The organism is Deltaproteobacteria bacterium, from assembly GCA_019309545.1.
GTDB lineage: Bacteria > Desulfobacterota > Desulfobaccia > Desulfobaccales > Desulfobaccaceae > Desulfobacca_B.
Map to the genome: position 1 here is coordinate 19,687 of JAFDGA010000018.1, position 22,309 is coordinate 41,995.

The 22,309-nt window shown below is 54.0% G+C and carries 20 protein-coding genes and 1 tRNA gene; 17 read left to right on the forward strand and 4 right to left on the reverse strand.

Annotated elements, in window-relative coordinates:
- Genes folP through JRG72_07270 form a run of 3 tightly spaced genes read left to right on the forward strand, consistent with a single transcriptional unit; the run spans nt 1 to nt 2,634 of the window.
- Nucleotides 1-903, forward strand: coding sequence for a dihydropteroate synthase (gene folP / locus JRG72_07260; GenBank protein MBW2135013.1), 903 nt, complete (start codon nt 1-3; stop codon nt 901-903).
- Nucleotides 904-932: 29 nt separating this feature from the next.
- A complete protein-coding gene (locus JRG72_07265; GenBank protein MBW2135014.1) occupies nt 933-1,736 on the forward strand; it encodes a TIGR00159 family protein in 804 nt (267 codons plus the stop codon).
- Entirely contained in the window at nt 1,684-2,634 is a 951-nt protein-coding gene (locus JRG72_07270) for a hypothetical protein (protein MBW2135015.1), read from the forward strand. The genes JRG72_07265 and JRG72_07270 overlap by 53 nt, the downstream gene beginning before the upstream one ends.
- 404 nt (nt 2,635-3,038) lie before the next feature.
- On the opposite strand, the gene JRG72_07275 is transcribed toward JRG72_07270, so the two are convergent.
- From JRG72_07275 to JRG72_07285, 3 genes are all read right to left on the reverse strand, one after another.
- Nucleotides 3,039-3,126, reverse strand: a tRNA-Leu gene (locus tag JRG72_07275).
- An 84-nt stretch (nt 3,127-3,210) separates the two neighbouring features.
- Nucleotides 3,211-5,517, reverse strand: coding sequence for a cysteine--tRNA ligase (locus JRG72_07280; GenBank protein ID MBW2135016.1), 2,307 nt, complete (start codon nt 5,515-5,517; stop codon nt 3,211-3,213).
- 188 nt (nt 5,518-5,705) lie between these two features.
- On the reverse strand, nt 5,706-5,948 hold the full coding sequence (locus JRG72_07285; GenBank protein MBW2135017.1) for a hypothetical protein: 243 nt from the start codon (nt 5,946-5,948) through the stop codon (nt 5,706-5,708).
- 331 nt (nt 5,949-6,279) lie between these two features.
- Between JRG72_07285 and JRG72_07290 the strand changes: the two genes are divergently transcribed.
- The 9 genes from JRG72_07290 (at nt 6,280) to JRG72_07330 (ending at nt 14,188) form a co-directional block, all read left to right on the forward strand.
- Nucleotides 6,280-7,344 carry a glucose-1-phosphate thymidylyltransferase gene (locus tag JRG72_07290; protein MBW2135018.1) on the forward strand — a complete coding sequence of 355 codons (1,065 nt, stop codon included), beginning with the start codon at nt 6,280-6,282 and terminating at the stop codon, nt 7,342-7,344.
- A gap of 306 nt (nt 7,345-7,650) precedes the next feature.
- Nucleotides 7,651-7,953: a hypothetical protein gene (locus JRG72_07295; GenBank protein ID MBW2135019.1), complete on the forward strand. Its 303-nt coding sequence runs from the start codon at nt 7,651-7,653 to the stop codon at nt 7,951-7,953.
- Between the two features lie 128 nt (nt 7,954-8,081).
- Entirely contained in the window at nt 8,082-8,600 is a 519-nt protein-coding gene (locus tag JRG72_07300; GenBank protein ID MBW2135020.1) for an NYN domain-containing protein, read from the forward strand.
- A 118-nt stretch (nt 8,601-8,718) separates the two neighbouring features.
- Nucleotides 8,719-9,333: a repressor LexA gene (lexA, locus tag JRG72_07305; protein ID MBW2135021.1), complete on the forward strand. Its 615-nt coding sequence runs from the start codon at nt 8,719-8,721 to the stop codon at nt 9,331-9,333.
- A 9-nt stretch (nt 9,334-9,342) separates the two neighbouring features.
- Nucleotides 9,343-10,017, forward strand: coding sequence for a hypothetical protein (locus JRG72_07310; GenBank protein ID MBW2135022.1), 675 nt, complete (start codon nt 9,343-9,345; stop codon nt 10,015-10,017).
- 12 nt (nt 10,018-10,029) lie between these two features.
- On the forward strand, nt 10,030-10,314 hold the full coding sequence (locus tag JRG72_07315; GenBank protein MBW2135023.1) for a hypothetical protein: 285 nt from the start codon (nt 10,030-10,032) through the stop codon (nt 10,312-10,314).
- The gene (locus JRG72_07320) at nt 10,289-12,502 is read left to right on the forward strand and encodes a hypothetical protein (protein MBW2135024.1); all 2,214 of its coding nucleotides are present in this window, start codon (nt 10,289-10,291) and stop codon (nt 12,500-12,502) included. Before JRG72_07315 ends, JRG72_07320 begins: the two co-directional genes overlap by 26 nt.
- A 403-nt stretch (nt 12,503-12,905) precedes the next feature.
- The gene (locus JRG72_07325; protein MBW2135025.1) at nt 12,906-13,178 is read left to right on the forward strand and encodes an HU family DNA-binding protein; all 273 of its coding nucleotides are present in this window, start codon (nt 12,906-12,908) and stop codon (nt 13,176-13,178) included.
- Between the two features lie 218 nt (nt 13,179-13,396).
- Complete coding sequence (locus JRG72_07330) at nt 13,397-14,188, forward strand: J domain-containing protein (protein ID MBW2135026.1); 792 nt, start codon at nt 13,397-13,399, stop codon at nt 14,186-14,188.
- Here JRG72_07330 and JRG72_07335 read toward each other — a convergent pair.
- The gene (locus tag JRG72_07335) at nt 14,159-15,616 is read right to left on the reverse strand and encodes an L-seryl-tRNA(Sec) selenium transferase (protein ID MBW2135027.1); all 1,458 of its coding nucleotides are present in this window, start codon (nt 15,614-15,616) and stop codon (nt 14,159-14,161) included. The genes JRG72_07330 and JRG72_07335 overlap by 30 nt on opposite strands.
- Before the next feature lie 223 nt (nt 15,617-15,839).
- On the opposite strand from JRG72_07335, the gene lptD reads away from it, so the two are divergent.
- From lptD to JRG72_07360, 5 genes are all read left to right on the forward strand, one after another.
- Complete coding sequence (gene lptD, locus JRG72_07340) at nt 15,840-18,050, forward strand: LPS assembly protein LptD (protein ID MBW2135028.1); 2,211 nt, start codon at nt 15,840-15,842, stop codon at nt 18,048-18,050.
- Between the two features lie 90 nt (nt 18,051-18,140).
- Nucleotides 18,141-19,475, forward strand: a complete 1,335-nt coding sequence (locus JRG72_07345; GenBank protein ID MBW2135029.1) for a UDP-glucose/GDP-mannose dehydrogenase family protein — start codon at nt 18,141-18,143, stop codon at nt 19,473-19,475.
- 38 nt (nt 19,476-19,513) lie between these two features.
- A complete protein-coding gene (gene rfaE1 / locus JRG72_07350; protein MBW2135030.1) occupies nt 19,514-21,025 on the forward strand; it encodes a D-glycero-beta-D-manno-heptose-7-phosphate kinase in 1,512 nt (503 codons plus the stop codon).
- A 56-nt stretch (nt 21,026-21,081) separates the two neighbouring features.
- A complete protein-coding gene (locus JRG72_07355) occupies nt 21,082-21,855 on the forward strand; it encodes a trypsin-like peptidase domain-containing protein (GenBank protein ID MBW2135031.1) in 774 nt (257 codons plus the stop codon).
- A 12-nt stretch (nt 21,856-21,867) separates the two neighbouring features.
- A complete protein-coding gene (locus JRG72_07360; GenBank protein MBW2135032.1) occupies nt 21,868-22,140 on the forward strand; it encodes a hypothetical protein in 273 nt (90 codons plus the stop codon).
- Nucleotides 22,141-22,309 lie beyond the last annotated feature (169 nt).

Here is a 22,309-nt window from a genome sequence, read left to right on the forward strand (position 1 = left end):
ATGGACCAGCGGGCGGTGACCTTAGGCGGTGCCGGGTTAAGTTCCGTTCTGCGGCCGGCTCGCCGATTCACCATCGGCCATCATTCCTATGATCTCTCTCTCCGAGCCTTGATCATGGGGGTGATTAATGTGACCCAAAATTCTTTTTCCGATGGTGGCCAATTCTTCGAACCGCAGGCAGCTCTGGAGCATGCTCAGGCAATGGTCGCCGCAGGCGCCGATATTATTGATATCGGCGGTGAATCGACCCGGCCCTTTGCCACCCCAATTTCTCTCCAGGAAGAACTGGATCGAGTCATCCCGATCATTGAAACCCTTCGCAGCCGGTCAGAAGTCCTTATTTCTATTGATACCTATAAAGCTGTGGTCGCCCAAAGGGCCCTGAAAGCCGGAGCCAACCTAATCAATGACATCAGTGCCCTGCGCTTTGATCCGGACATGGCTGACCTGGTGGCCGAAACCGGGGTGCCGGTAGTCTTGATGCATATGCAGGGTACTCCCCAAAATATGCAGATCAAACCCCAATACCAGAATCTGATCGGCGAGATCAAAACGTTTTTCCAGGAACGTCTGGCCTTTGCCGTTGCCCATGGTATATCTCGTTCCCGGATCATCCTGGACCCAGGCATCGGGTTTGGCAAAAACTGGCAACATAATCTGGAATTAATCCAAAGACTGGACGAATTTCAGGAACTCGGCTGCCCGATCCTCCTGGGGCCATCGCGCAAAGCCTTCATCGGTAAAGTTCTTGATCTCCCGGTTACTCAGCGTGATATCGGCACCCTAGGGGTCATTGCCGTGGCCCTGATGCGCGGGGCCAACATCATCCGGACCCATAACGTCTTGTGGGGCCGCCAGGTAATCAACATGGTGGAGGCCATCCTCCACAGTTACCCAAAATAAATTTCTTCAGCACTCCAGAGTATCAAAAAATGCAAGAATTATATAATCTGCGGTGGCAAGATGGGGTGGATATCATTTTGGTGGCCATCCTGATCTACCAGTTGATCCTGCTCTTACGAGGCACCCAAGGCATTCAGGTATTGGCCGGTATGGTCATTCTGTTCTTAGCTTACTGGGGCGCTCGGCGGCTGAATTTATTTACTTTAGAGTGGGTGCTAGAAAGTTTTGTCAAAAGCTTCCTATTGATTGTGATCATCCTTTTCCAGGCCGATATCCGCCGGGTATTAAGCCGCATGGGCCGACGCGCCATCATCCGCCCATCTATTCCGGTGCCCAAAGCCCTGGAAGAAATCTGTGCCGCCGCTGATTCCTTGGCCAGTAAAAAAATCGGCGGTCTGATCGTGCTGGAGCGGCAGGCCCAGCTGAACGATTACCTCGAAGGCGCTATCCGACTCGATGCCCTGGTCACCCGCGAACTGCTCACCAGTCTTTTCTGGCCCCATACCCCCACCCATGATGGGGCGGTCATTGTCCAGGGTGACTTGATTATTGCGGCCGGCTGCGTTCTTCCTTTATCCCGCCGTCCCGGGATTGACAAAACTATGGGAACCCGACACCGGGCAGGGTTGGGCATTACTGAAAATACCGATGCGGTGGCCTTAATCATCTCGGAGGAAAGGGGTCAGGTGTCCCTTGCCCAGGGTGGCAAAATGATTCCCAATCTCAGCCGGGTACAACTCTTACAAACCTTAGAGGAAATTTTTATCCGAGAAAAAGAAAGTGAACAAGAAAGCTGGCTGGCAAAAATTTTTAACTTCACTGAGCAAAAATAAAGGACTCAAGATACTTTCCCTGGCGCTGGCCTTGGCCCTATGGTTCGCGGTGGGTGGCGAAGAGCGGATCGAAACCGGTTTGAAACTCTCCCTGGAACTGGTAAATATTCCCGCCAACCTCATTATAACTAACGATATTTCCCCGCAGATCGAGGTTCGCATCCAGGGCCCTCATAGTGTCGTCCGGGAATTGAGCGCGGAAAGATTGCATAAACGGATTGATCTTACCGGCTATAAACCCGGCAATTATGTCTTCCCCTTAAGTCCTGGCAGCTTTGACTTTCCTCGGGGAGTGGTAGTAACCCGGATCCGTCCCAATGCCATTACGGTGATTCTTGACAAGGCTATTACGCGCCGCCTGGAGATCCATCCCGTCATAAAAGGCAGCCCCGCCCCGGGTTATGAGTTGGTCAAAGTTAAAATGTCTCCAGAGCGGATTGAGGTCAAGGGGCCGGAAAGCGAGCTTTCTCAACTTAATTCCTTAAATACCCTGCCTATTGAAATCAGTCATCTTAGCTCCCCTGTGACCCGTGAAGTAGATCTAAATTTTCAGAATCTTCGTCTTTCCTATGTTGGGAACAAACCAATATTGGCTGACCTGGAAATACATCCCATCCAGAAAACCAAGGTGCTTACCGGAGTTGAAATAGTGCCCACTATGGCCTCCGGGCCAGTTCAACTTCATCCCCCCAGGGTATCTTTAACTATCCGAGGTCCTGCCCCTAAACTTGATGACCTTTCCCCCAACGATTTAACTGCCGAGGTCGATCTGCATAACCTCAAACCAGGACGACACAAGGTCCGGGTTAACGCGCAACTACCTCCTGGATTGGAATTACTGAGTATTCAGCCCCAAACGGTCCAGGTGCGTCTGAAAAAGACCAAGAAAAAAAGTTAGGCTTTTTTCTGTGAGTTGTGCGCCTGCCTCGGTCTTTGAATCGTTGGCCGCCGGAGATAACCAGTCAATAGGATAATTATTGATGATATTAATACCGGTTAGCTTTCAAATGAGTAATTTTACCCTTTATCCCCTCTCACCCGCCGGCGGGGGAGAGGGCGAGGGTGAGGGGGCATTTTAGCTCTTTGATCGCAACTTGGTATAAGCTATTATGGTTTTTGTCGCCCCTACAGTAGTGCTGTTTATCTATCGGGACGAGGTATATCGAGAGGAGTCGCCGGATACTGGCGATGGTGGTCTTTGAGCAGGCCAGCGAGACAAACCCTTGGGTGAAAGTCTCACACTAAAATGAGGGAAGGGTTTAGGTCGCTTCACCTAAACCCTAAATAACTTATTGAAATTATTGGTGCCGGAGGCGAGACTCGAACTCGCACAGGCATAAAGCCCGGGGGATTTTGAGTCCCCTGCGTCTACCCATTCCACCACTCCGGCAATCGGATTAACAAAATCAGTCCACTATGAATTTATAAAATCTCTGGGCCGGTTTGGCAAGATCTTTTGTTTCCAGAGGCTGGCTTACCTTCGCCGCCACACCGGCCCCTGTTGGGTATCGATCACTTCAATACCCTGGGCGGCCAATTCCTGGCGGATCTGATCCGCCCGGGGCCAATCCCGCTGACGCCGGGCTTCCTCCCGGGCCTGGATCTGGGCTTCAATGGTGGCATCTTCAACCGGCTCAGGGATGTTCATGATCCCTAAGATCTCGTCCAATTCCTGGAAGCGGACCAGAATGGCTTGGGCTCCTGCCTGGTCGAGACGGTTCTGGTCCATCAGTCCATGCCCGACCTTCAAAAAATTAAAGAATGCCGCCAATGCCTGGGAAATGTTCAGGTCATCGTCCATAGCCGCCATAAAATCCTTCTTTAATTGGAAAAGCAGCTGATCAAGCTCTGGAAAATGACCCCCGCGGCGTACCTGGGCCAGACGATCCAGGAAAAAATCGAGTCGTTGGCGACCACGGCGAGCCGCGTTTAGGCTGGCTGGCGTAACCTGGAGCGACTTGCGATATTGCGTGGCCATCAGAAAATAGCGCAAATCTTCCCCCCGAAACCCTTGTTCCAGCAGTTCCCGCACTGTACTGTGTCCCTGACCTTCGGGGATTTTGCGGCCCTCACAAAGAATGCGTTCACTATGGAGCCAATAACGGGCCAGCGGTTTTCCCGTAGCGGCTCCACAGATAGCCGTGACGTTTTCATGGTGGGGAAAGATCTGATCCAAACCACCGGCATAGATATCGATAGTCTCACCCAACTGCTTCAGAGCCATGGCAGCGCATTCCAGGTGCCAGCCCGGACGGACATTGCCCCACTCGGTGGCATAATAAAGGCCGCTTTTCAATTCCCCCAGTTTGGCCCTTTTCAGCAAGGTGAAATCCCGGGGATTATCCTTTTCATACTCGTCCAGATCAACGGTTTTACCTAGCCGGATCTTGGTCAGATCGATGCGGGACAGCTTGCCATATTCCTTAAAGCGGGAAATATCGAAATATACCGAGCGCAGTTTTTCATAAGCGTAGCCCCGATCCATCAGACGCCGGGTAAGGGCCAGCATACCATCGACATGCTCGGTAGGACGCGGATAAGCAGTGGCGGGCTTCAATCTTAGTGCCTTAAGATCCTTAAAGAATTCTGTGGCATAGTGCCGCGTGAACTCTGTTATCGGCTGTCCAGCCGCGGCCGCGCCCTGAATGGTTTTATCGTCTAAATCAATCAGATTGACCACCAGGCGGACCGCCAATCCCTGATATTCGAGATAGCGCCGCAGCAGATCGACCATTACCAACCGCCGCGCCCCGGTAAGAGAGAGATGGGCATTCATGGTAGGCCCATCGGTATAGATAGTTACTTCGCCAGGCTTAAGGGGAGAAAAGGCCTCTTTCTGACGGGTCAGGGTATTGTAAAAAACCAGGGAGGGCTTCTCTTTTTCAGCAAATAAAGGAGTCGACAGATAACGTTCACCGCCATCCGGGCAGATAGCGACAATCAGTCCCTGTGCCAATTCCTGAGCCAGTCTTAAGGCCACGGCTACTGCCGCCCCGGAACTCATTCCCAAGAACAGGCCTTCGTCCCGGGCCAGGCGGCGCGTGGTTTCAAAGGCTTCCTCGTCCTCGATGTTGACAATGGCATCGGCCTGGGTTTTGTCAAAGATGCCGGGTTTATAAGATTCCTTCATATTTTTGAGGCCTTGCAGTTTATGGCCTAAATAGGGTTCGACTCCGATGATTTGCACCGCGCGATTAAGTTCCTTGAGTCGCCGATAGGTGCCCATCAGCGTGCCGGTAGTCCCCATGGTAATGACCACCATACTGACCTGGCCCTCGGTCTGATCCCAGATTTCCTGAGCCGTACCATAATAGTGGGCCAGAGGATTGCTGGGATTGTTAAACTGATCAGGCAAATAATATTTTTCCGGGTGTTCCCGGACCAGTCGGTAGACCTCTTCAATGGCACCGTCGGTCCCCAGTGCGGCCGGGGTCAAGAGTAGTTCGGCGCCCAGGGCCTTGAGGATGATTTTGCGCTCCTGACTGGCCGATTCTGGCATGGCCAGCAGCAGGGGATAGCCTTTCACGGCACAGACCATGGCCAGGCCGATGCCGGTATTGCCGCTGGTTGCCTCAATAACCGTCTTGCCTTTGGTCAGTTCCCCGCGGGCCTCGGCATCCTGGATCATGGACCAGGCCACCCGATCTTTGATAGAGCCCCCCGGGTTGAAACTTTCAAGTTTGACATAGATTTCTACATCGGGGTTGGGATTGAGGCGATTGAGACGGACCAGCGGGGTCCGGCCAATGAGTTCGAGGATATTATTATAACATTGGCGCATAAGGGCCGACTTCCTGGCTGAAAAAATTAATCATGAAAATATTAACCGCCGCTAAGCAGTGTGTTTAAAAAGGAATTTCGGTCTCTTCCAGAGCAGCCAGATCCCTCTGACCCGATAGCCGCTTATAGAATACCCGATAAAAGGTTGGCCGCACATCCGAGCTTCCGGATGCTTCGGCAGGGCAAAATTCAGGCCTGTCCCAAAGTGCCAGCCAGGTGCTGATTGATTAATTGCACTACCGAAAGGGTAAAAAGCCGCTGGGCTTCCGGATTTTCGTCCAGAGCCTGCAGCAAGCGGTGCATCAGCGCAATGATAATGGTCCCGGCCTCTTGGGGATTAATATTTTCCTCATTGAAGCGGGCCAGGATCTCGTTGACCAGAGGGCGGACACGCTCTGCCAGTTCAAATTCCGGGGTGTGTTCCATTACCATAATCTATTCCTTTGGACTCCGACATACCATCCTCTGGGTAACCTTGGGACTCGAGATCACCTGAGGTAAGGACCGGGGCTGGTTAACCAAAAAGTAACTTACCATTTTAGCAAGAAAATTATCATAATCTGTTGTTGATTGCAAATCAGGTTGGCCAATCATGGGTAGTTCAAGTATAATTCAGATCCATCAAATGCGCCAAAGTTTTCTAAATGGGTTCAGGAAATTCAAAAAACTTCCGTTTTTTGTGACCTCTACCCATAAAAATTATAAATGACTGCTTAATACCAGCGAATAAAAATACTATCCGGAAAACGGGAGCCAACCACCTATGAAAGGACTGATATTAAGCGGCGGCAAGGGGACCCGTCTACGACCCTTGACCTATACCGCGGCCAAACAACTGGTACCAGTGGGTAACAAACCAATTCTGTTCTATGTGATTGAAAATTTAATCCATGCCGGGATTAACGATCTGGGAATAATCATCTCTCCAGAGACCGGGACCCTGGTTCAGGAGGCCGTGGCTAATGGTGACCGGTGGGGAGTCAATATAACTTATATTGTCCAAACCGAGCCCGCCGGGTTAGCCCATGCGGTCACCACTGCACAAGAATTTTTAGGAGACCAACCCTTTGTGATGTACCTGGGTGACAACCTGATTGGCAGCCGGATCAATGGCTTCCTTGAGACCTTTCAACATGATCAGACAGATGCCCTGATACTGCTTAAAGAAGTCAGTAATCCTTCCCAATTCGGCATTGCTGAAGTAGATTCCCAGGGGTGCCTGGTCAGGTTAGAAGAAAAACCTCAGAATCCTGCTTCTAATCTGGCCTTAGTGGGGGTCTATATCTTTTCCCCACTGATTCACCAGGCCATTGCCGGATTGACCCCATCCCGACGGGGAGAACTGGAAATCACCGACGCCATCCAGAAGCTCCTGGAGTCCGGGGGAGGAGTGAAAAGCTATCGGCTCGACTCCTGGTGGTTGGATACCGGAAAGAAAGATGATCTATTGACGGCCAATACCATTGTTCTGGACGAATGGGTCAGTCGTGATCTGCAGGGAGAGGTGGACGATTTAAGCCAGATCAGCGGCCGGGTCAGCATCGCCCCGGGAGCCCGGATCATTAATTCCACACTGCGGGGCCCCATAGTAATTGGGACCAACTGCCTCATTAAGGACAGCTTCATTGGCCCTTTCACCAGCATCGGGAATAATTCCAGGGTAGAAAGTTCAGTTATTGAACATTCAGTGATCCTTGACGAAGTCCAAATCCAGCAGATCGACCGGCTGGAAGACAGTCTAGTCGGTAAGAATGCCAGGTTGGCCCGCCATGAACGACATCGATGCCTGCGGGTGATGATTGGCGATGATTCGGTAGTGGAACTATAGGACCATGCTTAGTTAGGGACACCGAGGCAAACCCAAAAATCAGATGCAACCCCTTAATTTAACCCTGCTTATTTACCAGATCCTCCCCCTTTTTCTCTCCCCATCTCGTCATGAAAGACTGCATTGCTGTCCAGTTGTAAAAATTCTTAAACGTTATGTGCGAATAGTCAAACAATATTGCTAGAACTGAGCGCCTCTTACTACTGGCAGGCATTGCTATTCTAATCAATCTTATTTTCTGATTTTGGTATGTGAATTGCATTTAATTCAGTATAACAAAATACTTGGCTCACAGGAAACCAGAACATGCCTGGGAAAACCGAAGTCTCTCGGGTTCAATCCGACCCCGAAGCGATTCAAAGCCAACTCCAACTGGCCCGGGAGCTAATGGACCGGGGCTGCTTATCGGAGTCATTGATTCAATACTTACAGGCTCTGGAGAATTCTCTGGTAGCCTTACAGCAAAAGCTCGGCATGTTTCATGAGTTTCTGGTCCGGCGCCGATCTAGGTCTCGGAAACAGGTTCTACAGCTGAACCGAGATTTACTACATGACCTTAACCGATTAAAAAGAAATTATATTAAGAAAGATCCCTCAACCCTCCATTAAGGAAGTATTCTTCCAGCCACTAAAGCAAACCTTGTAAAGGGGGCCGGAGTTTTGGCCCCTCCCTCCTTTTCAGGCAAGCCGAGGGTTTCAAAAAGTTGACAAAATTTCAGACATCAGTTTAAATTACAATGATGTCGGTACATCTCATCATAGACGGTTATAATCTGATTCGGCAATCCCCGGAACTGCTGATTTTTGAAGCCCAGGACCTACAAGCCGGGCGGCAGGCCCTGCTCCAGAAACTGGCCGCCTATCGCCGGGTGCGGCACCATCCCATCACCGTGGTCTTCGATGGCTGGGAATCAGGAGAGTTGACCGAAAGCCGTGATCGCTACCAGGGCATCCTGATCATCTATTCCCGTCGGGGAGAACCAGCCGATGAAGTGATTAAACGGTTAGCTTCTAAAGAAAGGCAGCGAGCCCTGGTGGTCACCTCCGATCGGGAAATTCTGGACTATGCGGAACATCAAGGGGCCACCGCCATATCGGTACCGGAGTTTGAGTCCCGCCTGCAACTGGCCGTGGCCGGGCAGGAGGACCTATCCGAGGAAGAAGAGCCCATCTTCAAGCATACCCGCAAAAAAGGCCCGGCCTACCGCGCCCCCAAAAAGAAACGGCGGCATAATCAGCGGGTTCGAAAGATTTAAGACCCTTGAGAGCCAATCACCCCATCCTTCCGGCCAGTCTTATATTGCTCAGGTCATAAAATATCTGAGTAATAACTATTTACTTGACAAGTATTCATCTGTTTAGTATACAGTGATCATGCGAGCACTGACGGATAGACAGCGGGCGGTATTGACCTTTATAGAAGAGTTCTGTCACCAGCAGGGCTATCCGCCTACGGTGCGGGAGGTGGCGGCTCACTTCGGCATCCAGCCCCGGGCCGCCGCCGACCATCTCAGTGCCCTGAAGCGCAAGGGCTATCTCCATCGCGAGCCCGGGCGCTCTCGAGGTCTGGCGTTGCGGTCGCGCAGCCTGGGCAACACGGTGGAGGTGCCGCTGCTGGGTCAGATTGCCGCGGGGCGGCCGCTGTGGGCAGTGGAACAGATCGAGGACACCATCCCCTTGCCCGAGGCCTGGGTACGCGGGGACGAGGTCTTTCTCCTGCGGGTCTCTGGCGACAGTATGGCCCCGCTGCTGTTGCCGGGCGATCTGGTGATCGTCCGGGTCCAGTCCCAGCTGGGACGGGGAGAGATCGGCGTGGTGCGGTGGGGCGAGGAGGCTACCATCAAGCGGGTTTATCAGGAGCCGGATGGGCTGGTGCTGAAAGGTGACAACCCGGATTTTGCCCCGCTGCGACTCACTCCGGAGCAGGCGGCTCAGGTCCAGGTGCTGGGCCGGGTGATCGGCGTCTATCGCGCCCTGGGGGCAGCGTGAGGCCTGGGGATGGGTGCAGCCGGAACCTGGAAATACTGGTTAGCGACCGCGAGCGCGGGGCAGGGATTACTGCTTTTTGGGGAGACTATCCGGCCTCTGGTAGCGCCGGCCGCGGTCTGGGCCACGGCCCGCGGGGCTAAGGTCCTGGTCGTGGACGCGGTCGGGGCTTTCGATCCCTATCATCTGGCCCGGGAGGCCCGCTTTCGGGGACTGGTGCCGGCCAAGGCCCTCGACCAGGTGCGGGTCGCCCGCGCCTTTACCTGTCATCAGTTGGTCCGGTTGGTGCGGGAGAGTCTGCCCGCTGAACTGGCCGCTATTCCCAGCCCGGAGGGCGGTACCCCCCCTGCCCTCTTGCTCCTGCTGGGTCCTTGTTCCTTATTTTATGATGAACAGGTGCCGCTGGCCGAACGGCGCCAGCTCTTTCAGACCTTGGTCCACGGACTGGCACAACTCAAGCCCCGAGCCACTATCTGGCTGCTGCAGCCCTGCCTGCCCCAGGTGATTCCTAATCGCCATTTTGGCCGCGGGCTGGCGCCGCTGGTCGATATTATTCTGGAACTGCGCTGGGGGCGGCACGGCCCCTATCTGCAACCTCGACCGTGCTTGAGCCACCGGGCCGGGTCTTATACCAGTTTTAGTGCCAGAGGCAACCAACCGAAAACCGACAACCGGAAACGGTATTAACTGGGAGTATTTATGGGTCGCACTGTCCTGCCTTACAGTCAGGTCCTGGAACAGGAAAAACTGCGCTGGCAGAAATTCCGCCGGGCCTTGCGCCGGGAAGATCAGGCCCAGTTAGACCGCCTCTTTGAACTGGCCCGGCTCCATACCCAGGCCGGGGTCTATGCCTCGCAGCCCTGGCCCCTGGAGGTCATCCTGATGTCTATGCTGCTCGAGCATCAGAAGGCCCTGGAGGCCCTGGAGGAGCGGCTCCGGCGCTTAGAGGGAAGCGGGGATGGAGACCACGGCCTGGCTCTTTGACCTCTATCCTTTGGAATCCCGGATGGTGCTCTGGTTCGTCACTGCGGCCGGCCAGCGCCTCCGGGTAACCGACAGTTTTACCTATCGGATTTATGTCCACGGCCCCCAGCCGAAGTTGCGGAGCCTGGCCGCCCACCTGAAAAGCCGCGCCCCGGCCAGCCGCTGGGTTAAGCGAACCTATATGGACCAGGGGATGGAACTCTGGCAGGACCAGAGGCTGGACGTGCTCTGCCTGGAACTCCGGGTCTATGGTGACCTGGCACCGCTGTTGGCCTACCTGGGAACCTGGGACGCGGAGCTAGCGCTTTATAACTGCGACCTCAGTATTCCGGTCTATTATCTCTATGAAAAAAAACTCTTTCCCTGTTCCTGGTACCGCCTGGAGACCACCGGGGATCAGCTTGACCGTCTTAGCCCGCTGGAGCATCCCTTTCAGGAGGAGTTTGTCCTACCCTCCCTGAGGACCATGACCATCTCTCTGACCCGGGACCCCCTGATCCCGCTGGAGGCGGGTAACTCCCTGGCCCTTACCTGGGAGGGCCAGACGCTGGAGTTGGAGGCGGCCAGCCCGGCCGAACTGGTGAGCGAGGTGACCCGGCAACTGGCCCGCGGCGATCCGGATCTGGTAATCAGCGACTGGGGCGATGAACGCATCATCCCCGCCCTGTGGAACTGGAGCCGCCGCTACCATCTGGACCTGCCGCTGGACCGGGAGCCGCGGCCGGTCTCCCGGAAGCTCAGCCTGCGGGGGCGGTCTTATTTTTCTTATGGCCGCATCGTTTATCAGGGTCCGGCTGCACCTTTTCAGGGCCGCTGGCACGTGGACCGGCGCAACTCCTTTTTTTATCGGGAGGCCGGGATACCCGGCCTGGTGCAACTGGCCCGCCTCGGCCAGATGCCCCTGCAACAGGTGGCCCGGGCCAGCCCCGGGACCCTGATCACCTCCATGCAACTGGCCCAAGCCGTGGCGGACCGCATCCTCATCCCCTGGCGCAAAGGTGAGCCGGAACGGTTCAAGAGTGCCGCCGAACTCTTGGTATCGGATAAAGGGGGACTGGCCTTCCTGCCGCCGGTGGGCTGCCATACCCAGGTGGCAGAGCTCGACTTTGCCTCGATGTACCCGACAATTATGGCGATTCACAATATCTCGCCGGAAACCGTCAATTGCCGGTGTTGTTCCAGCCCCCGGGTCCCGGAAACCGGCTATACCCTGTGCCAGCGGCGGGAAGGGCTGGTGCCTCGCACCCTGAAGCCGATCCTGGCCTTACGGGCCCGGCTCAAGACCCGGGCCTGCCAGGCAGAGGGAGAAGCGGCGGCGGAATTCAATGCCCGCCAGAATGCCCTTAAGTGGATTCTGGTGACCTGTTTCGGCTATCTGGGTTACAAAAATGCCCGGTTTGGGCGTATCGAAGCCCACGAGGCCGTAACCGCCTTTGGCCGGGACAAACTCTTGACCGCCAAAGAAATCTGTGAGGCTGCGGGTTACAAGGTGCTCCACGGGCTGACCGATTGTCTGTGGATTCAGAAGCCCGACCTGCAGGAGGTCGAGATCAGAGAGCTGTGTGACCGGATTACCGAGGCTACCGGGGTGACCATGTCTCTGGAAGGCATCTACCGCTGGGTGGCGTTTTTACCCTCCCACAATCAGGCCGACCGTCCGGTAGCCACCCGTTATTTTGGGGTTTTCCAGGATGGCCGCCGCAAGTGCCGGGGGCTGCTGTGCCGCCGCCGGGACACCCCGCCCTTGGTACGCCGGGCCCAGGAGGAGCTGTTGGCGCTGCTGGCCCGGACCGCGGGTTGGGATCACGGCCACCCTCAGGAGACGGAAATCCAGGAATTGATCACTGACTATCGTCTCCGGTTGGAGCAGGGTCAGCTCCGGCCTCAAGACCTGCTAATTACCAAGGTATTGTCACAACCGCTGGACCACTATCGGGTAGAAACCCATACCGCTCTGGCCGCTCGGCAATTGGAAGCGGCCGGGATAATGCTGAAACCAGGAGAAAAGGTGCGCTATGTAGTCCGGGACCGGCAGGCGCCCCCGGAAAGCCGGGTGCTGGCGGCCCCCTTCCTGGACCAGTTGGATGGCTATGACACCGCTTATTATGTGGAGCTTCTGGCGCGGGCCGCCCAGGAGGTGCTCTCACCTTGGAAAAATAATAGTGAGTTCAGCAGATTATCTACTTGAGAACTTTAATGCATTGGCGCATCTAAAATCAGGCTGGGGCCGTCTGCAGGGATAAAAAATCGCCCGGGGCTGAATTACTGACCCCAGGAAATTGATCCCAAGAAATTTTTTTAGAAAAATCATCAAAAATGCAGACCACAAGTGAGTTTTTTTATTGTCAGAATATACCCTCCTGTGCTATGGATATTCAATAATTACCAATCTACTCCACCAACTACCAAAAAATACTTTAAATGCGTGTGCCACCGAGGCCAGACCAGCCTGAAGGGGAAAAATTTATGATAAAGGGGGGAGAGAGGAACAAGATATTATTTTTACTGAAAAATTGTGGCTTATGGAGGAGTCCAGCCGACAGGAGGACAGTTAATCATCTGACAACCAAATGGAGAGAGGGAGAAAAGGAATGACCAAGGCAGAATTAGTATCTCGGATTGCGGGAGAGGCTCAGGTAACCAAGTTGGATGCGGAAAAAACCCTTAACGCCTTGATACACAGTATCACCGACATCTTACAGACTCAAGGGCGGCTGACACTGGCCGGGTTTGGAACCTTTTTGGTCAGCGAGCGTAAAGAACGAGAGGGGCGCAACCCCCAGACCGGGGAACCCATCAAGATTGCTGCCACCCGAGTGGTTAAATTCAAGCCAGGCAAGGCTCTCAAAGAATCTATCAAGTAGCTCAAGTAATAGCCAGGTGCCAATTTTTTACCCAACCGGGTCAGAGCTAAGATGTGGCTCCTAGAACAGATCATCCGGCCCCTGTCTCTCGGACAGGGGCTGATTCACATTGACCGTTTTTTCTGACCTCCAGTTCATTTATTTTCTGATCTAAGTTATATTTTGTGAGCTGAACAATACTCTTAAAGGCTGGCGCAACCCATCCCAATTTATAACCTATGATTAAAGACTATTATCAGATTCTGCAAATACCCCCGGTGGCTGATAGCGAAGAGATCAAAAGGGCTTATCGTCACCTGGCCTTGAAGTATCATCCGGATAAAAACCCAGGACAGCTGTGGGCGGAAGAAAAATTTAAGCTGGTCAGCGAGGCCTACGGAGTCCTCATTGATCCGCAGAAACGGCATTGTTATGACTGCCAGCGGCGGGAAAAACCTCCCGAAACCGCCGCCCCAGGCGGATTCAGCCTTTCCCAGGAGGATATCTTCCAGGATTTAAGGCAAAATCTCTCAGCCTGGGAAATATTCCGCCAGATGGCCCGGGAAGCTCGGGGGTTCCGCTTTGATGAGAATTTCCTGGGACAAATGTTTGGAGGTGGTTCGGGGACCTCTCCTAGAGGTTATCATCGTTCCCCACCCGCCCAGAGACCTTCACGTCCGGCCCGCCGGTCAACCTTGGGGAAAATATCGGGCTTGGGGGGGCAAGTGCGCCGTGCCATTGATAACCTCTTAGCCTGGCTTGACAAAAAATTCTCTCTGGACCCGGATCCCAAAATAAAGTCCGGTTCGGCAGCTTCAGACCTGGTGATGAACTTGAAATTGCCTCGTCGAGCCGCTATTCAGGGAACCGAAATCAAACTGGCGGTGCCGGGACCATTGGTTAAAAAGTACCTCCGAGTTAAAATCCCGCCCGGAACCCACCACGGGGACTGCCTCCGGCTTAAGGATATGGGGGAGGACTGGGAAAGTAGCAAGGGAGACTTATACCTCAAAATTACCATCATCGATTAGGGTGGTTGAATTTTCAGGCTCTGGCAACAGGTTTTCCAGGACGTGGAGCAACAAGGGTTGATCTTCCGACAGAATGGTGCGCAGATCCAGCAGCAGGTGCTGCTGTTCCAGACGGGCAATAACCGGCGGATTGGACTGGCGGAGACGGGCTTCCAGATGATGGGGAGGCCAATCCGGGTGCTCCAGGCTCAGAGCTTGACTGGGGAGAACCAATTGGGGCAAGGCTCCCCCTCCGACCCGGGCCAGGCTGGGCCACAACCGCACCCGAAGGCCGTTAGTCAGGCGGCGTCGTAGACGGCGGGCTAAGCTTTGGGCCTGACGCTTGATTTCGTCCAGGGGCCGGGTAATCATCCGCAGGGTGGGAATTGCAGCCACGGCCTGCGGTTCGTCGAGGTAGAGGCGTAGGGTGGCTTCTAAGGCGGCCAGGGTGAGTTTATCGGGGCGCAGGGCCCGGGCAAGTGGATTGCGCTTGAGCTTTTCCACTAAAGATTTATCTCCCAGGGCCAGACCGGCCTGGGGCCCCCCCAGAAGTTTGTCCCCGCTGAATAAGACCAGATCTGCCCCGGACTTGAGGGCCTCCGAAACCGTCGGCTCTTTTTCCAGACCATAGCGACTCAGGTCTAGCAAACAACCACTTCCCAGGTCCTCCACCACCGGCAGACCATGCCGGTGTCCCAGGGTTACCAACTCCGTCAAAGGCACCTCCTGGGTAAAACCGACTATACGGTAATTGCTCATATGAACCTTGAGTAAGACCGCGGTTTCAGGAGACAGGGCAGCTTCATAATCGCTAAGGTGGGTCTTATTGGTGGTGCCCACCTCCCGCAGTCGGGCCCCGCTGGCCGCCATGATTTCCGGCATCCGAAAAGAGCCGCCGATTTCTACTAACTGACCCCGGGAGACTATCACTTCCCGTCCCTGGGCCAGAGTATTGAGGGTCAACATCACTGCGCCGGCATTGTTATTGACAATCAGGGCCGCCTCAGCGCCCGTCAGGTCATGGAGCAGACCCTCCAGGTGGACATGCCGTGACCCCCGTTTCCCAGCCTTAAGATCATATTCCAGATTGGAATAGTGGCCCCCGACTGCCAGCAATCGCTCCAGGGCCGCTGCCGGCAAGGGGGAACGGCCTAAGTTAGTATGGATGATGACTCCGGTGGCATTGATGACCCGGCACAACTGGGGACGTTGAGCCTGTAAGAGACTCTGCTGAATATACTTCAACAGCTCTGCTTGGTTAATGTTGTTGGGTAACTGATCTAGAGGGCACTGCAGTAGCTGACGGCGATGGGCTTCCAGGGTCTCTCGAATTACTTGCGTCATTAGTTTCCGGGGTAAGCTCAAACGCGTAGCGTGAAATTCAAAGTGCTGTAAGAGTTCATTGACTCCGGGGAGCTGCCGGAGCAGATGGCGACGCTGGGCATCCATGATGTTTTCCTCTAAAAATGAAATATGCCAACAAATTCATTGTCTGTCAAATATCTAATTCTGAGTCTAAGACTGGTTATTTGACTGGATGATGGCGGGTCTCGGAGCCGGCAATTTTCCCGGCTCTAATAGGGGGAAGTAGCAAAAATCTTGAAACTTATGCCGTTAAGGTAGTATAAAGTAAAATATTTCGTCCCATGGGAGCTACGAAGGATGGTTTAAGATGACAAGAGTGATCTGCGTTTTGGGGGCAGTGCTGATATTGTTGACGGTATGTCCGGTTTGGGGTCAGGAAATCGAGCTCTTTCAAGCCGAGCAATTTGAGGGCGGACCCTGGACCATCAAAGCCGACCAGATCACCTATGATGCTGATACGCAAACCTACGATGCCCATGGGCGGGTTGAGATTCTCCAGGGAAATCGGCGCATTACCGCCGATCACATCCGGGTCAATGAAACAACCAAGATCGCCTCGGTGCGAGGTCATGTCGTGATGGTGTTGGAGGACGACATCTTTACCGGGCGGGTGGGAAACTTTAATCTGGCCACCCGCTGTGGCGAAATGCAGGACGCCCGTTTGTTCCTGAAACAGAACCATTTCCATGTGGACAGTGCCCTGATCCGCAAAACCGGTGACAGCACCTATCATGCCGAACGCTGTGTGGTCACCACTTGTGATGCCGACCGACCGGTGTGGAGTTTTTACGTCCGGGAACTGGATGTAGTAATGGAAGGCTATGCCATCGGCAAATTTACCCGGCTGCAGGTGGGTCCCCTCCCGCTGATGTTCCTGCCCGTGGTAGCAATTCCAGTAAAAACTACCCGGCAGAGCGGTTTTCTGATGCCCCAATACGGTCAGCATCAGGCCGGGGGGACGGTAGTAGAAATGCCGCTATACTGGGCCATCAATAACTATATGGACGCCACCTTTTACCAGACCCTGATCAGTTCCCGGGGTTATATGCAGGGTGGAGAATATCGTTATGCCGCCAGTCAGAATTCCGGCGGGACCCTGAGATTGGCCTATCTCCGGGACGGCAAGGAAGAAGCTCCGACGCCACATCGCTATTGGGTGAGCGGCATGAGCAATCAGCATCTGCCCGGAGACTGGCAGGCCAAACTTACTTTAGATCGGGTCAGTGATGCACGTTACTTGGAAGATTTTAATTTTGGCTATCTGGGTTTAAATCGTTACAATAATATTTTAAAAAAAGATTACGGCCGAGATCTCGAACAGGAAGATGTTAACACCCGGGTATCCTCTCTGTTGCTGACGCGGAATTTTTCCTTAGTCAATCTGACCGCCTTTTCACGCTATTACCAGCGCCTGTTGACCTCTTATCCTATGCCTTTTCATAAAGTGCCGGCCTTGAGTGTGAATACGCTAAACATTCCATTGGGGAATTGGCCCGTACTGCTGGGCCTTAATACCTTGTATACATATTATTATCAGACCCATGGGCTGGCTGGTCATCGACTCGACCTGCATCCCCAGTTAATCTGGCCGGTGCGGCTGTTCGGGGCATTGGATTTAAAAACTCAATTTGGCCTGCGGGAGACTGCCTATCGGGTTGAAAAACGGGGCGAATATCAGCAATTGGATGATTATTCGGGCCGGCAGTTGTATGACCTGAAGGTTAGCATGTCAACCTCCCTTTGTCGTGATTATGGTCGAAATTCTGGGTCAACAAGTTTCTGGCGGCATATTCTGCGGCCGGAAGTCACCTATTGGAGCCTGCCCGATTATACCACCGACCGTTATCCCCCTTTTGATCCGATCGATCTGGGCTGGCGGGATCAGACCGATCGTAATTTGCCGATTCTGGAAGGGGATGAGCCTTTCGGCGGAGTCAATGCCGTAACCTACTCACTCAGCAATAGTTTTTTGCGGCGCTCGGTAACTCCCCAGGGATTGTCCCAGGTCAAGGAGCTTTTTTGGCTACGCCTCAGCCATAGTTGCTTTTTTAATTCCGCCCACTATGGCCTGGACGGCATACCCCAGCCTCATCATCGGTTTTCTGATCTACTGACCGAATTTGAGTGCTATCCCTTGGACAATTTTTCCTTGGGACTAGATCTGGGAACCTCACCCTATAAAGAAGGACTGAACCGGGTGAATTTGAGGATGGCATATCACGACCAGCCGCGGCAGAACTATCTGAACGTGGACTACCTTTATCTAAAGGACTATGCCCAACAGATCAATACTGTGGCTTATCTAAATCTCTTTAGATCGATTAAAACCTGGATTTCCCATCAGCACACCTTTGTTTCCGAAAACAGGTTGGAAACCAAATACGGCGTGATTTTTCAACGCCAATGTTGGGGCTTGAGCCTCCATTTTACCGATCGCCCCGATGACAAAAGAATAGGCTTTATGATCTTTATCCCAGGTTGGGGGGAAAGAATGGTGTCCTCTCCGGTGCGGCAGTGAACCAGTATGACCACCTTAGCTCAAATGATCTCCTCCCAATCAATCTGGTGGAAAAACATCTTTCTAAATAATACATTTTTGAGGTGATGAATGCGGATAGCCGTTATAGGTACTGGTTATGTGGGGCTGGTTACCGGAGCCTGCTTTGCCGAAATGGGCAACGACGTTATCTGTGTCGACATTGACCAGGGCAAGATCGAGTTGCTCCAGCAGGGCCAGATTCCGATCTATGAGCCGGGCCTGGAGGAACTGGTGCGCCAGAATTGTCAGGAGCAGCGCCTCTTTTTCACCACTGACCTAGCCCACGCAGTGGAAAAGAGTCTGTTCTGCTTCATTGCCGTCGGCACTCCTCAGGATAAGGATGGGTCGGCGGATCTTTCCTACGTTTTGGAAGTGGCGCGCGATATTGGCCGTCATATCAATGGCTACAAGGTGATCGTGGAGAAATCGACGGTCCCGGTCGGGACCGCCGCAAAAATTCAACAAATAATCCAGGAAGAGCTTCGGGCCCGCCGGGTGGAATATGAATTTGATATAGTTTCCAATCCCGAATTCTTAAAAGAAGGCACGGCTATTGACGACTTTATGAAGCCGGACCGGATTGTGGTGGGATGCGACAACGTCCGGACTGCGGAGCTCATGAAGGAGCTCTATGCTCCTTTTGTCCGGACCCACCGCCCGATTATTTTAATGGATGTGGTTTCCGCCGAGCTGACCAAGTACGCCGCCAATGCCTTCCTGGCCACCAAGATCTCCTTCATCAACGAAATCGCCAATATCTGCCAGCGGGTCGGTGCCAATGTGACTCACATCCGCAAGGGTATCGGCTCGGACCAACGCATCGGCAATCAATTTCTCTTCCCCGGGGTCGGTTATGGGGGGTCTTGCTTCCCCAAGGATATGCAAGCCCTGATTAAAACCGCAAAAAACTATAACTATCAACCTCGCCTGCTGGATGCCGTGGAGGCCATCAACCAAGACCAACGCCAGATTTTTGCTGATCAGGTGCTGGACTATTTCAATCGGGACCTGAAGGGTAAAACCCTGGCCTGCTGGGGACTATCCTTCAAGCCTCTTACTGGTGACATGCGCGAGGCCCCTTCTCTGACCATCGTTTCCCATCTGATTGAACACCAGGCGCAGATCCAGGCCTACGATCCCAAGGCTATGCCCTTCGCCAAGCAGATCCTGGGGGACAATCAGGCCATTTCTTTTGCACCCTCGTGTTACGAAGCCCTGAAAGGGGTGGATGGGCTGATGATCATCACGGAATGGACTATTTTCCGAGAACCGGATTTCGAGCGCATGAAGGGCTTGATGAAAGCTCCGGTAATCTTTGACGGCCGCAATCTGTATGATCCGAATAAAATGAAGAAACTGGGGTTCACTTATTTCAGCATCGGACGGGAGAAAGTCTTACCCTGAGATGATGCCTAGGCTTGGGCCGGTTACAGCTTAACACCATGCATGCTCCTGAGATCACAGACAGTTCTCTGCCCTCTTTTGAGCGTTTGCGCCAATTGGACCTGCGCGACCTCTCTTCCTTGAAAGTCCTGGTGGCCGGAGACTTCATGCTGGACGAATACCTGTGGGGAGAAGTGGAGCGAATCTCTCCCGAAGCTCCGGTCATGGTGGTCAATGTGGAACATGAAACCCGGGTATTGGGTGGAGCCGGAAACGTGGTCAATAATCTGATCGGCCTGGGAGCGCAAGTGGAAGTCCTGGGTCTGGTGGGGCAAGATCAGCCTGGCGCTCAGCTTCGGGAAGAACTCCAGCGCCTGGAAATTGACCCCAGAGGTCTGATCACTGATCCTGGGCGTCAGACCACCCGCAAAACCCGAGTGGTGGGGGGTAATCAGCAGATCGTTCGGCTGGATCGGGAACACCGCCACCGAGCAGGAGAAGAGTTCGAACAGGCCGGCCTCCGCCACTTGCAGGATTGTCTGCCCTCGGTGGATGCAATTATTGTCTCAGACTATGGCAAAGGATTGCTGACCCCCCGCTTGCTAAGCGGTTTGATTGACCAGGGCCGTAAACATGATCTGCCGGTGGTGGTGGATCCCAAGGGCAATGACTTCTCACGATACCGCCGGGCGACGATGATCACCCCCAATCGCAAGGAGGCTGAGGCCGCGGTGGGTTTTTCTCTGAGCCATCCGGATGAGCTGATCCGCGCCGGAAATATCTTGTGTCGTGACCTGCAGACCGAAGCCATTCTAATCACTCAGGGGCCGGCCGGAATGACCCTGTTCCGTCCGCTGGCGCCAGCCTTACATATCCCGGCTCAGACCCGGGAAGTTTACGATGTCTCCGGTGCCGGGGATACCGTAGTAGCCGTGGTTACCCTGGGGCTGGCCCGCTGGCGGGATGCCGCGCTGGCCGCTACCCTGGCCAATATCGCCGCCGGCGTGGTGGTCGGGAAAGTGGGAACCGCACCTATCTATCGGCCCGAATTAGAAGAGGAATTACAGGCGTGCGGCGAACTCAGTTATGAAAAAATCGTCAGCCTGGCGGAACTGCGGCTGCTGGTGCCGCGGCTGCAGGCCCAGGGCAAACGAGTGGTCTTCACTAATGGCTGTTTTGATCTGTTGCACTGGGGTCATATCAAATTTCTGGAGGAGTCGCGGCGTCAAGGCGATGTCCTGATTGTGGCCCTTGATTCCGATGCTTCGGTGCAGCGGGTCAAGGGCGAAGGGCGCCCGGTGATAGGCGAACAACAACGCCTTCGGATGTTGGCGGCCTTTAAAGCAGTAGATTATGTAACTCTGTTTGCCTCCGACCAATTACCCGAGATCCTGATGACGCTCAGGCCGGAGATTTTGACCAAGGGCAGCAACTACCCGGAGACCGAGGTGGCAGGTCATGAACTCGTCCGGAGCTATGGCGGGGAGGTTGTGCTGATCCCGATTACCGACGCCATCTCCATCCGGGGTCTGATTCGCCAGATCAAGGAAGGCAATTCACAACTGCTGTGATCCAAAGTCCCCTGCCCTGGCCACTTCAAATATAATTACTTTAACGAGGCATTATCATGAGTAAAAAAATCTTTGCCTGGCTTTCTATCATCTCTTTAGTCCTGATCAGTCTCCCGGCTCAGGCCGTTAACGGCACCGCCTTGGGATTGCAACAGGATTTTATCCGGGTGGTGGAGCGCATCATGCCCTCGATTGTCAGCCTCCGTTGTCTCCGCGTGGTTACCGTGTCTCCCTTTCCAGATCTGAGTGAAGATTTTTTCCGGGGAACGCCGTTTGAAGGTTTCTTCCGAGAATTTGCACCTCCTCCGGCCTATCGCCAGCGCCAGGAGGGCCAGGGTTCCGGCCTGATTATTGATAGCCGGGGTTACATTCTGACCAATTACCACGTGGTCGCTGGAGCGCAGGCGATCACCGTGCGGCTCAATGATGGCCGCCAGCTCCCCGGTCGGCTGATCAGCGGCGATCAGCGGGCCGATCTGGCGCTAATTAAGGTTTCGGCATCTGGTTTACAGGCGGCTCCATTGGGCAATTCGGATCAGATCAAAGTGGGACAGTGGGCCATCGCCATCGGCAGTCCCTTCGGTCTGGAACACACGGTGACCGTTGGGGTCATCAGTGCCACTGGCCGGCGGGGTCTGGGCCGGGGAAGTTATGGTGACTTTATTCAAACCGATGCCTCGATTAACCCCGGTAACAGCGGCGGCCCCTTGCTGGACATTAACGGCCAGGTGATCGGCATCAATGCCATGATCGTGGCCCCGGGACAGGGCATCGGCTTTGCGATCCCGATCAATCTGGCCAAAAAAATCATGGCCAAGTGGATCAAATGAAGAGGCTGGGTCATGTCAGACACTCTTGGCGAAGCCCGATTAAGAGCCAATTTTGCCAAGATTAAGGAGATCATCAGCGACCAGGAAATGTTAGAGCGGGTACCCTCGGAGGTGTTGGAATTCTCCCCGGCCCATCTGGAGGATCTGGTCAAATACGCCTATTTCGGCGGGTTCATCGATATGGGCGATGTTCGCCGGCTGCTCCTCTTGGAACGACGGCAACTCCAGCAACGCCTGATGGCCTGGTACGAAGAGGTGCGAGAAAAAGGCTGCTGGTTGTGCTAAGCGAAATTTTTTCACTCTGACCATCATCAACTTAATTATATTATCCCTGACCTATTTTTGAGCTCTTCCAAGCAACCTGATAATGGATCAAGATGACCCCAAGAAAAAAATCGCATCAACCCCGACGGTCCGAGCAACAGCAGGTCTTGCAGGTTTTTAAGCGGGCCAA